This window comes from Amycolatopsis sp. PSD-21 (assembly GCF_055561455.1).
This window is the reverse complement of the sequence record NZ_CM145712.1, coordinates 1,405,896-1,418,098: the sequence shown is the minus strand read 5'-3', so window position 1 is coordinate 1,418,098 and position 12,203 is coordinate 1,405,896. Positions and strand designations below refer to the sequence as shown.

At 68.6% G+C, this 12,203-nt stretch carries 9 protein-coding genes; 3 read left to right on the top strand and 6 right to left on the bottom strand.

The annotated features are described in order from the left end of the window. Window positions 1-442 precede the first annotated feature (442 nt). Window positions 443-1,024, bottom strand: coding sequence for an Rv1733c family protein (locus tag ACZ1DY_RS07220; RefSeq protein WP_465483931.1), 582 nt, complete (start codon window positions 1,022-1,024; stop codon window positions 443-445). Between the two features lie 100 nt (window positions 1,025-1,124). Beyond that, on the bottom strand, window positions 1,125-3,701 hold the full coding sequence (locus ACZ1DY_RS07215) for a sensor domain-containing protein (RefSeq protein WP_126734014.1): 2,577 nt from the start codon (window positions 3,699-3,701) through the stop codon (window positions 1,125-1,127). 134 nt (window positions 3,702-3,835) lie between these two features. Between ACZ1DY_RS07215 and ACZ1DY_RS07210 the strand changes: the two genes are divergently transcribed. From ACZ1DY_RS07210 to ACZ1DY_RS07200, 3 genes are all read left to right on the top strand, one after another. Next, window positions 3,836-4,987: a beta-ketoacyl synthase N-terminal-like domain-containing protein gene (locus ACZ1DY_RS07210; protein WP_465483930.1), complete on the top strand. Its 1,152-nt coding sequence runs from the start codon at window positions 3,836-3,838 to the stop codon at window positions 4,985-4,987. 82 nt (window positions 4,988-5,069) lie between these two features. Further along, a complete protein-coding gene (locus ACZ1DY_RS07205) occupies window positions 5,070-5,735 on the top strand; it encodes a DUF998 domain-containing protein (protein WP_257488889.1) in 666 nt (221 codons plus the stop codon). Between the two features lie 55 nt (window positions 5,736-5,790). Then, on the top strand, window positions 5,791-6,417 hold the full coding sequence (locus ACZ1DY_RS07200) for an AAA family ATPase (RefSeq protein WP_465483929.1): 627 nt from the start codon (window positions 5,791-5,793) through the stop codon (window positions 6,415-6,417). Between the two features lie 134 nt (window positions 6,418-6,551). Here ACZ1DY_RS07200 and ACZ1DY_RS07195 read toward each other — a convergent pair whose 3' ends face one another. The 4 genes from ACZ1DY_RS07195 to ACZ1DY_RS07180 form a co-directional block, all read right to left on the bottom strand. Continuing rightward, on the bottom strand, window positions 6,552-7,706 hold the full coding sequence (locus tag ACZ1DY_RS07195) for a 4-hydroxybenzoate 3-monooxygenase (protein WP_465483928.1): 1,155 nt from the start codon (window positions 7,704-7,706) through the stop codon (window positions 6,552-6,554). A gap of 71 nt (window positions 7,707-7,777) precedes the next feature. Then, window positions 7,778-8,725, bottom strand: coding sequence for a DNA polymerase domain-containing protein (locus tag ACZ1DY_RS07190; RefSeq protein ID WP_126737086.1), 948 nt, complete (start codon window positions 8,723-8,725; stop codon window positions 7,778-7,780). A 71-nt stretch (window positions 8,726-8,796) separates the two neighbouring features. Then, window positions 8,797-9,312: a lytic polysaccharide monooxygenase auxiliary activity family 9 protein gene (locus ACZ1DY_RS07185; protein WP_034317732.1), complete on the bottom strand. Its 516-nt coding sequence runs from the start codon at window positions 9,310-9,312 to the stop codon at window positions 8,797-8,799. Window positions 9,313-9,523: 211 nt separating this feature from the next. Then, window positions 9,524-12,136: a CHAT domain-containing protein gene (locus tag ACZ1DY_RS07180; protein WP_465483927.1), complete on the bottom strand. Its 2,613-nt coding sequence runs from the start codon at window positions 12,134-12,136 to the stop codon at window positions 9,524-9,526. Between the last annotated feature and the right edge of the window lie 67 nt (window positions 12,137-12,203).

Below are 12,203 nucleotides of genomic sequence, written 5' to 3'. Positions count from 1 at the left end.
GCGGCCCCGCCGGGCCCGACCAAGTACATGAAGGCCCCCATCCTTGCGCCTAGGTACAGCAAGGGGGCCTTCATGTACTGGGACGAAGCCAGGCCCGGCAAAGTCGCCTGTTCGGAGCTCGTCACAGCAGCCGCAAACACTCTCGGAGTAGCGATGCCGATTCGGGCGCTTGGCGAGGGGGTCGTGAGTGCTGAAGAGGGTTAGAACCCTACTTGCCACTCACGACCCCCTCGCGAAACCGTACATACAAGGATCAAACGGACACCGACCCAGATTCGGAGGCTCACTCCGAATCACCATGAGCGACACCACCCCGCGCCCTGCACGGACAGCGAGCCCGCCACACCCGCCCCACCGACCTCGAGTTTCACACCCAACGCGCGCGAAGGCCCCTTCACACGGTCCAGCCGAGGAAACTCGACCTTCGCACGTGTCCCAAGCCTCAAGACCGCGAGCCCTGCCCGAACCGCTCCCACTCCCGGTCCCAAGCCGCCCACCGCGCCCGGTTCAGCAGGCACCTCGCGAGCAGATACCCCGCCGCCAGCAGCGTCACCGCCGCCAGCCACACCCCCACCCCGACGCCGATCCCCGCGCTGGTCGCGTCCAGCGGCATCACCGGCGGCTCGACCACGGCACCGGACTCGTCGAGCCACACGGTCACCGCGTCCCCCGCCGAAGCGCCGAGGTCCGAAGCGACACGCGCCTCCTGAAACCGACCATCCGGCAATGCCCACCGCGCCGCCACCGAAGCCGTCTCCGTGGAAGGCGTCCCGTCGACACCGATCCGCGCGGGCGGAGCGTCTTCGAGCAGGAACGCGGTCGTCGAGTGCCGCGAAGCCGTCTCCAGCGCCGAACGCTCCATCATCGCCGCGTAGGCCTCCGAACCGGCCGCCGCGGCCAGCGGCACACCGAGCAGCGCGATCAGGACACCGAAGACGACGATCGCCGCCTCGACCCGGTCCGAGCCGCGAGCGAGCGGATTCCGGCCGAGGTGGATCCGGCGCCACAGGTACACGAGCGACACGACGGACCTCCTTCACCGGGTAAGCCTGCGCCGGAAAACGCCGTCGCGACAGGAGGCTTTGGTCCCGCATCCGGTACCACGTCCACAGTGGCCGCCCGGTTCATCGCACGACGTGTTCGTACGCGCGCTTCAGGTCCTCGACCCGGCCCGGCGGCGCGACCAGCGGCCCCTTCGCCCAGTCGCAGCCGAGTTCGTGCAGGACCTCCAGCTGCCGCACGGTTTCGACTCCTTCGGCGACCACCACGAGGTCGACCGCGTGCGCCATCGCCATGATCCCGGCGACGATCGGCTCGGCGTCGCTCGACCTGCCGAGATCGGCCACGAACGACCGGTCGATCTCGATCACGTTCAGATCCAGGCGGCACAGCTGGGCGAGCGAGGAATACCCGGCGCCGAACCGTTCCGCGGTCACCCGCACGCCGGTCTTCCGCAGCGCGTCGACCGCGTCGGCCGCGTCCTTCAGCGCCGTCTCGTCGACGTCGAGGCACAGGTCCTGCGGCCCCAGCCCAGCGGCCTCCAACGTTGTCTGAACCACTTGCAGCAAGGCGGGATCGCCCAGTTGGCGGACCGAAAGACTCACATTCACATTACAGTGCACACCATGATCGGCACGCCATCGAGAGATCTCGCGGGCGGCCTTGGCGAGGACCTCCGCCCCGATGACCGTCATGAGATCGCCTTCGTCGGTGATCTCCGCCAATTCCGCCGGATCGATCGGCCCGCGTTCCGGGTGCTCCCAACAGGACTTCGCCTTCACCGCGACCATGGCACCGGTACGCAAATCGACGACGGGCTGATAAACGGTCTCGACCAGGCCTTCGGCGACGGCGTTGCGCAGATCCTGCTCCAACGCGAATCGGTCTTGTACTCGTTTCCGCATGATCGGCGCATAGAACGCATATCGGCCGGGCCCGAATGTCTTTGCCTGATACATCGCCAGATCGGCGTCTTCCAGCAATTCGTCGGCACTGCGCCGATCGCCCGGTTCGGCGATCACTATTCCAATACTCGTATTTATATGCAGTTCGCGGCCGTGCACGGTGAGCGATTCGGCGAGCCGCCGCTGGAGATGGTCGGCCAGCGCCCGTACTTCGGCGGCTTCGGTATAACCGGTGGTGATGACCAGGAACTCGTCCCCGCCGAGCCGTCCGACCAGGTCCGAAGGCCCGGCGGCGGCCCGCAGGCGGTCGCCGATGATGCGCAGCACCTGGTCGCCGACGGTATGACCGAGCGAATCGTTGATGATCTTGAACTTGTCGAGGTCGATGAACATCACGGTGGTCGTCCGCGCCGGATCGGCGATCGTCCGGCGCAGGTGGTTCAGCGCGAGCGTGCGGTTCGCGAGCCTGGTCAGCGGGTCGTGGGTCGCCTCGTAGGCCAGCCGTTCGCTGATCGCCCGCCGCTCGGTGATGTCGGCGAAGGACGTCAGCACGGAGGGCACGCTCTGCCCCGGCGCCATCAGCGGGCCGGAGGTCAGCGAAAGCCATCGATGGGCGCCGTCGCGTCGCCGCACCTGCACGACCCGCCCGGTCTCGACCTTCCCGGACCGCCGCACCCGCGCGGACGGCAGGTCGTCGACCGGCACCGGGGCGCCGTGCTCGTCATGCAGCCGCAACGTCCGGCTCTCCAGTCCGACCAGGGAACCCGGCGGCACCCCGGCGATGCGATGCGCCGCCGAATTCGCCAGCTCGATCCGTCCGCCGGGGCCGACCAGAAGCACTCCTTCGTCGAGCGTCTCGACGACGGTGGCGAATTCTGCCTCGGCCCGGCGCTGCGCGGTCTCGTCGGCGCACAGCAGCACGTAACCGTCGAACATCTCGGCCGCCGAGACCCGCACCGCCAGCGCCGTTCCGTCGGCGCTGTAATGCGTGGCCTGCACGACACCGCCCGCGGCGACGACCTGCCGGGGGCTCATCGGCGCGCCGACCACCTCGGCCACCGGAACCCCGATGACCTGGTCGAGATCATGGCCGTAGACGGCCTCGGCCGCCGGATTCCAGCTGGTCACCAGCCCGTCGGGCGAGGTCGCGATGATCGCGTCGCTCGCGTGGCCGACCAGCGCGGCCTGAAACCGCAGACCGGCCTCGGCCGCCTTCTGCGTGGTCAGGTCGCGCATGATCACCTGGTACGCGGGTTCGCCCTCCCACGTCGTGAGCACCGCCTGCGATTCGACGGTGACCCGCCTGCCCTGCAGGGTCCGCAGCGTCATCTCCGTCGGCTCGCTGAACGAGCCCGGCGAGACCAGCGAGCCGATCCGCGCCAGCAGCGCGTCCTGCGAGCCGGCGTCGACCAGATCCGTGATGTGCATCCCGATGATCTCGGTCGACACCTTCGCGCCGACGAAGCGCATCGTGGCCGAGTTCACGAAGACGACTTTGCCCCGTTGATGGACACAGATCCCGTAAGGGCTCGCCTCCACCATCGTGAGATATTGCGTTCCCAATGCGCCGCCGTCGGAATTTTGCTCCAAAAGGCGGTACCCCTGGCCGAGAAAGGCGAGCGCGGGTTCGCCGCGCTGATCCCTCTCGGCGGACAACTCGGTCAGCAGACGGACGAGCGACGCGTGCCGGCCGGGTTTTCCCACCGTGCGGGTCGCGGTGCCGTTCGCTGGCGAGGAATCCTGATCCGAGGGCCGGTGGGTGTCGGGAGTCCCACCGTCGAGATCGTCAGGATCCATCTGATCCAAACCCCCTACTCGACTGATGTAGCTTCCGATTAGATCACTAAATCGACGTAGCCGTCCTCCCCGGACAGCTGATCGGTGCGGCTATTCCACCCCAGCGTTGACTGAATGTAGTTGAAGGGAAACACGTGCGGAGCAAAACAGACATCTGCGGCATCGGCGCCGTAACCGCCTACGGCTGGGGGCGCGAATCACTGTGGGAGGGCCTGGCGAGCGGCGTCCCCTGCGCCCAATTCACCGAAGGCTTCGGGGAAACCCCGGATCAGCCGGGCTGGGTCGCCCACGTCCCCGAGGGCGGCCGCGCCAGGGACGGCAGCCTGCACGCGCGCGCCCTGCTCGCCGCGGCGCGGGAAGCGATCGAAGACGCCGGCGCGCGGGGCTGGAAGCCAGGACGCCGGGTCGGCGTCATCTCCGGCGGCGTCCGCGAGGACCTGCGCACCTGGGACCGGCTCACCGAAATGGGCGAGCAGCTCATGTACCGGCGCGAATTCATCGGCATGATGCCCTCGACCCCGATCGCGACGCTCATGTCGGAGTTCGGTTTCCACGGCCCTTCCATGGCCACGTCCGCGATGTGCGCGACCGGCAGCGCCGCGGTGCTCACCGCGAAGATGTGGCTGGACGCCGGCATGGCCGACGACGTGGTCGTGGTCACCACGGATCTGTCCGCGACCAGGCCGATGGTGCGCAACTTCGTGCACTGCGGGGTGGCGGTCACCGACGTGCCCCCGCTCGAAGCGTGCCGTCCTTTCCAAGAGGGCACAAGGGGTTTCACCTTCTCCGAGGCCGCGGTCGCGGTGGTGCTGACCCAGCGGAAGACCGAGTCCTACGCGACGCTGCGAGGCGGCGCCATGACCCACGAGGCGCACAACGCGATGGCGCTCGACCCCGATCCGTCGAACGCCATCGCGTCGGTGACCGGGGCGCTGGAGAACGCGAACGCGGCGCCGTCCGACGTCCGCTACCTGAACGCGCACGGGACGGGTACGAAACTCTGCCACCGCACGGAATCCCGGATCCTCGAAGCGGTCTTCCCCCGGGAGACCGAGATCTACTCGATCAAACCGCTGACCGGGCACAGCCAGTCGGGCAGCGCGCTGACCGAGATCGCGACGATCTGTCTCGCGGCCGAGCGGGATCTGATCCCGGCGCCGAAACCGGTGGCGGACGGGCATTCGCAGCTGATGGACGGGCCGTCCCGGCCGGAAAGCGGGCTCACCGTCAAAACGTCGATCGGGATGGGCGGCTACGTCGCGGCCGTCGTGCTGGAGACCGCCTAGCGAGCCAATTCGATAACACACGGTCCCACCGTCGTCACGAGCTGTCATTATGTAGCGACAAGCACTGAGCACGGAGGCGACCATGGGCCCGCGAGCGGCGACCGACAACCTCGTCCACAACTACCTGTTCCTGCGGCGTGCCATCGGTTTCCTCGGGACCGGACTGCCCTTCGTGCTGATCTTCGGGAAGCTGCTCGTCGACGGCGGCGGCCTGCTCAACTCGATCAGCGGGTACTACTACTCGGGAATGCGGGACGTCTGGGTCGGCGTCATGTGCGCCATCGGCGTCTTCCTGTTGTCGTACCGGGGTTACGGCCGGGTCGACGACATCGCCGGGAACATCGCGGCCGTGGCCGCCGTCGGAGTGGCGCTCTTCCCCACGACACCGGCGAACGGCGACCGTACGGACGAGATCATCGGCCTGCTGCACCTCGGCTTCGCCGCGGTCTTCTTCCTCACCTTGGCGTTCTTCTGCATCGTGCTGTTCACCAAGTCGGACAAGGAGATCCCCGGCGGCCGCAAATCCGAGCGGAACCGGCTGTACGTCGCCTCCGGCGTGATCATGCTGGTGTGCCTGGCGCTGATCGTGCTGTGCGGGCTGGTCTTCGACGAGCTGACGAAGGATCTGTACCCGGCGCTGTGGCTGGAGTCGATCGCGATCCTCGCGTTCGGTGTCGCGTGGCTCACCAAGGGCGGGACCCTGCTGCCGGACAAGCCGGTGACGGCGGGGACCCGGGTGACCGCCTGACCTGCGCCGCCGAAGGTAAAGGAACCTTTGCCCTCGGCCGGGTCGTTGACGCCTTATGACCGATCGCATCGCATTCCGCCTCGGCCGCCGCGACCTGCTGGTGGTCGCGGGGATTCCCGGGGCCGGCAAGACCACCCTGCTGTCCCGGGCGGCGACCGGCGCCATACCCGTGCTCGACTCCGATCAGGTCCGCGCGCGGCTGCGCGAACGGCTGCCGCCCGCGCTGCCGTACCGGTTCTACCGGCCGGTGGTCCATCTCTGGCATCGCGCGCGGGTCGTCCGGTTCGCGCTGGCCGACGGCGGCCCGGTCATCGTGCACGAGCCCTCGACCCGGGCGACGACCCGCGGCCTGCTGGCCCTGCTCGGCCGGATGAGCCGCCGCCCGGTCCGGCTGCTGTGGCTCGACGTCAGCCCGGAGGACGCCCGCGCGGGCCAAGTCGCGCGCGGGCGCGTCATCCGGCGGCATTCGTTCGTCCGCCACGTCAAGAGGGCCGGGAAGGTGCGCCGGGCCCTGCGCGACGGCTGGGTGCCGTCCGGCTGGCACGGCGCGCGGATGGTGACCCGCGAAGCCACCGGGGTGCTGCGTTTCGTCACCGAGGAGGAGCCGGGGAGAGACCGCTCAGGCGACGTCCGGCTCCTTCGCGTCGAGCGGCCCGCGGCACCCGCCGTCCGCGCCGGCTAGCGGCTCCGGCTCGGGTTCTTCCACGGGCACGGGGCGATTCGGGTGCGGGTTCAACGGCGTCCAGCGGATACGTACCGGCATCGTCGTCCGTCCTTTCCCTCTTCACCGGAATACGGCCGCGGCGGGCGATCGGTTCAGATACCCACGTAGTTCTCGGCGAAGAAGTCTTGGTGCGCGCGGGAAACCCGCAGGCTCTCCAGCCGCGCGTCGCGCAGTGCCCGCTGGAAGACGGCCTCGTCGTCGTATCCGCCGGGGCTGTGCAGGAGGTTGATCATCCAGAGGGAGAACTCCTGCGCGCGCCAGATCCGGGGCAGGCAGTCGGCGGAGTAGCGCTCGAGTGCCGTCGTGTCGCCCTCGACGAGGGCATCGATCAACGCGTGCGCGAGAATCTCGGCCTCCATCAACGCGAGATTCGCTCCCTTCGCCGCGGCCGGGCTGATCAGGCTCGCCGCGTCCCCCGCGAGGAACAGGTTCCCCCGCTGGATCGTGTCCATCACCCGCGACGCCATGTCCACGATCCGGCGCTCGATGATGGCGCCGCGTTTGAGCTCGCCGTAACGGTCGGCCCGCATCCGCAGGTGCAGTTCGTCCCAGATCCGGTCGTCTCCCCAGTTCTCGGGGTCCTCGCCGCGCGGTACTTCGAGGTAATAGCGCGTCACCGTCGGTGTCCTGGCCATGTGCCCGGCGAATCCGCGTTCGTGGATCGCGTAGCCGATCGCGGACATGCTCGGCGGCGCCTCGGCGAGGATCGCGAGCCACGAGACGTCGTGGTCCCGCCGGAAGACCCGCGCGGGCACGGATCTCAACGAGATCCCGCGCCTGCCGTCACAACCGGCGATGTACTTGGCACGCAAGAGAAGATCGTCGGCGATGACCGTCGCGTCCATCCCCGACACCGAGCCGACCTCGGCCCCGAACCTGATCTCCCCGCCACGGGCGAGGAACTCCGCGATCAGGTCGGTGACCAGGAACTGTTGCGGGTAGACGGTGTGCACCTCGCCGTTCCCGAGTTCGCTGTACTTGAGCTCGAATTCGGCCTGATCATTGCGAAAGGCACACGTGTCGTGCCTCAGGCCTCTTTCGATCAGCCCGCCGGCGAGCCCGTTCTCCTTGAGCACACGGACGCTGTTCGCGGCCAGAAAGCCCGCCCTGGCCCGGTTTTCGACATGCTCACGGCTCCGGCGCTCCAGGATCACGCAGTCGATTCCGGCGGCCCGCAACAGGTTTCCCAGCACGAGCCCCGCCGGACCGGCCCCCACGATCAGTACGTCGGCATCGATCTTCCCCACGAAAGCCCCCAGTACCTTCCCCGCCCCCAGTGCGGTCCAAGGTACACAAAAGGCCGTGGCGTCGTGGGCGTTCAGTCCTTCTGAGCGCGCGCCCTCGCCCGGCGTTTCCCCTCGTGCATCGCCACGACGCGGGCGATCGGGATCGTGTGCCCCTGCTCGACGAGATCGGCGGGCAGCGTCTGTGGCTCCGGCATCGACTCGGCCCACGGATCCTTGTCCCCCAGGAGACCCGGCGCCGTGTGAACGGTGAAATCGGCGGGGACCACGTTTTCGAGTTCGTCCCAGGCAACCGGGAACGACACCGTCAGCCCCGGCCGCAAGCGGGGGCTGTACGCCGCCGCGACCGTGTTCCCGCCCGCCCGGGTCGAATCGAGGAAGACCTTCCCCTCGCGGTCTTCCACGATGTACGCGGTCGTCGCGACCGCCGGGTCGACCTGTTCCGCGCGGGCGGCGAGGGCGCGGGTCGCGGCCGCGACGTCCTCGAAGCCCTGTCCTGGCGTCAGCGGGACGAAGATGTGCACACCCTTGGAGCCGCTGGTCTTCACCGCTCCGGCGAGCCCGGAGTCGGCGAGGGCCTGGCGCACCAGCATCGCGGCCTTCACGACGTGGGCGAAATCGTCCCCGGCGGGCGGGTCGAGGTCCAGCACCAGGTGGGTCGGACCCGCGTCGGCGTCCGCGGTCATCAAGGTCGGGTGGTATTCGACGGCGCGCTGGTTCGCGAACCACAGCAGCGTCCGGCGGTCGTCGCAGAGCGCGTACGACACCTGCCGTTTCGACGTCTCCGCCCACATCCCGTACCGCTTCACCCAGCCGGGTGTGTATTTGGGCAGGTTCTTCTGCATGAACGGGTCCTGGCCGCGGAGGATGCGGATGACCGAAAGCGGCCTGTTCTCCAGGACCGGGAGCAGGCGGCCCGCGACGGCGTCCAGATAGTCCACCAGGTCACGCTTGGTCGCACCCTCGAACAACGGCTGGTCGAGGTTGGTCAGCTTGACGCCGTCGCGCTCCTCATCGCTCATGAGGTGAGCGTGGCACAAAAAATCTCGTGAGTGGTAGTGACGGCCTCACTACCACTCACGAGAGTCGGTACCTAGCTGATGTTGGCGTCGATGCAGGCGTAGAACGCGTTCGCCGTGTCGTAGACGTTCCAGCGGGCGAGGATCTTGTGCCGCCCGCTCTGCTGCAGGTTCACGCTGTGGGTGACCGTGGCGCCCGGCTGCGCGCCGCCGTCGTTGAAGCTGGCGACCTTGGCGCCGTCGACGAAGTACTCCCAGGTGCTGGTGCGGTGGCGAGCCGTCAGCGTCCACCGGAACGTGGTGGTACGGCCGAGGGAATGCACCTTCCAGCCCTTGCTGTCGTCGTTGAGGTCGGCGAAACGGCCGACGCCGCCGTTACAGCTCATGAGCCCCTTGGGGCCCTCGACGCTTTGCGGCTCCCATTTGATCGAGCCACAGGAAACGGTGTTCTGCGCGCACTGTGCCTGCCTGCTCGCAGGCGAGGAAACGTAACCGTGCGCGTTGGCGGTGCCTGCCGGGATCGCGACCAGGGCCGCCGGCACCATCGCCGCACCGGCCGCCAGGGTCAAAAGCCGTCGTTTGAAGCTCATGCCTACCCCTTTCCCATCTCTACACCCACCGCGGACTCGAGATTCCTGGGTCACAGCGAGCGAATTACCAATGAAGGTCGGGACACATCCGCCGAAACGCCGAGCGAGCGAATGTGGTCTAGACCATAATTGGTTCAGACGACTCGGTCAAGAGTAACCAACCGGCCACTTGGAGTCGTGAAGATCGAACAGGGGTTGTCAAGCCGGACGTTCAGCCCGCACCCAAACAGACGAACGGTCGCCGGAACGGATCAACGGCGATGGTGTCCGCCAACGCCGTCGCCGGCCCGGCCCCTTCGGCGAGTCCGCGGTGGTAATCGTCCATCGCGGCCGCCGCGGCTTCGTCACCGACTCGGCTCAACGGCGCGATCACCGTGCGCGAACCGCTCGCGAGCAACGCGCTGGCGAAACCGAGGACCTCGTCGCCGGGCCGGATCCGGTTCAGCGCCAGTTCGCAGGCCGCGAAGACGACTTGCGCCGGAGGCTGCGCGAGCCCGGCCATCTCGTGCGCGAAGAGCGCGCCGTCGGCCAGTTCCAGCCGGGAGAACAAGGCGTTCTCGGGTTCGTGCGCGCCGTGCGCGGCGATGTGCGCGAGCTTCGCGCCGTCCAGCGCGCGCAGGACGGAGGACACGGTCGCGTCGGCTCCGGCCAGCGTATGCGCGGCCCGGTAATGCGTGGCCAGTTTGTCCAGCTCACCCCTGGTTCCGACGAGGCCGGGCCCGCGGACCAGGACGACCTTCCGCGCGCGGGGCATCGCCGAACGCTCCGCGCCCAGCCACGCCGTCGCCGAGGGCGCCACGACGATCGGCCGCGACCGCAGCGCGGGCAGCACTCCCCAGGGAACGGCGAACAACGGTCCGGTCGGCACGACGACCAGACCGCGGTCGCCGAGCAACGCTTCGAGCGGCCGGATCAGCTGGCCGTCCAGCCGTTCGGCCTGTTTGCATGCCGAAGCCAGCACCGACTGGACCAGCGGCGCCGGCAACCTGTCCGGAGCGAGGGCGTCGAGATCGACGTTCAGCATCCGCGCGGACTCCGCCGCCCGCTCGGCCGAACCGAGCCGCACCAGCTCGCACCGCCCGCCGACGACGACCATCGCCACCAGGTCGTCGTCCGACGACGCGAAACTCACCAGCGCGCGTTCGCCCAGCTCGTCGGCCACCTCGGAGAGCCGTGCGACCGGCCGCGGCCTGCCCCAGCGCCCGGTATGCCAGCCGAGCCGATACGCCTCGCGCAATCGCTCGGCGTGTTTGGAGCGCAAGGCCGCCGTCGGATGCCCGTCGTGCTGCGCCTGGTGGATCGCCTGATCGAGCCCCCGGACCTCCCCGACCCGCTCCGCGAGCTCCGGATCGGCCGCCACAACGGGTTCGTACCGGTAACTCTGGGCGCGGGTCCGCTCCGTCCAGCCGAACAACCGGGCCGCGTCGGCGCGCTCCAGCACGATCTTGACGGCCAGATCCGCCAGCTCCCGGCCGTGCAGCGCCGTCCCGGACACCAGCTCGATGCCGCCCATCCGGTCGCGGACCCGGTCGAGCTCGGTGAGCCCGGCGCGGATCTCGGCCAGCGCCCTGCTCTTGTCCCCCTCGGCCACCGCGAGTTCCGCGCGGCAAAGCCTGCGCAACATCCGGTAATCGACGGAGGTCAGCCGTCCCGGCCGCGGAATCCGCTCGAGCAATTCGGCGGCACGTTTGTGTTTTCCCTTGCGCAGCTCGACCCGGACGGCCAGCATCCGCGCCAGGGCCGCCTGATCGGCGAGCCTCGGCATCGGCATCCCGTTCGCCGCGCGCAGCGCGCGTGACGTCAGGGTCGGCGGGATCACGTTGGTGCGCAAGGCTTCCTGGACGTCGGCGCGGAGGCCGACGATGGTCGCGTTGGCGACGCAGGTTTGGCAGCCCCAGCGGAGCATCCGGCGGCGTGCGGACGCGGAGTACGAACGGGCGAGTTCGAGATCGTCGCTCATCAGCGCCGCCGACGCGCGATACAGCTCCACATCGGCGAGGTCCCGGGTGATACTGGTCTGCTCGTGCATCACCGTCAGCACGTCGTCGAGGTGCCCCGCGGCCTCTTCGGCCAGTCCCGCGGCGAGCAACGCCTTTCCTTGTTCGAGCCTCAGGAGCGGATGGATCTCGACGTCGAGCGCCCGGTAAATCCTTTCGCTCTCTTCGTAGAGCCGAAGTGCCACGGGGACGTTCCCGATCCTCAGCTCGAGCGAGCCGAGAGGCCGCCGCGCATCCGCCGCCTGCTGCCGCAGCTCGTACTTTTCCGCGATGTCCATCGCCCGGGCCAGATCCTCACGAGCCCGGCCGACGTCGCCCAACCGCGTATACGCGAGTCCGCGGGTGATCATCGTGCCGAGGAACGGACCGAGCAAGGGGACCGGATCGTGCGCCGAAGCGAGCACGAATTCCTTGTGCTCGATCGAGGCGTCGAAGTAGGCGATGCCTTCTTCGTTTCTGCCGACGGCCATGAGCATGAGCCCGTAATTGTGGTCGATGGCGCCGCTCAGCTCCGCACGCAGTTTCGGATCGCCGATCCCGTCGAGTAATGACCGCACCTCGTCGAGTTCGGCCAGCCCCGCCTCGACCTCTCCCCCGGTTTCCGTCCCGAGCGCGACGAGCGAATTCGTGAGCCGGATACGAGCGGACGACCATTCCCACCGGGTGGGTTCATCGTCCGGGTCGACCGAGTCGAGCACCGACATGCCCCGGTGGAGGAGCTTCAAACCCTCACGCGGCCGCCCCGAGCAGACCGCGTCGACCCCGGCCCGCTGCAGGGCACGTGCCTTGTCGATGGCCTCGGCCACCCCGAGTTCTGTTACGACCACTGATCTATGACAGCACAGTCGGTAGCCGGAAGACCGCCGCCCGTCAGGGAATACCCCAACGGGCGGC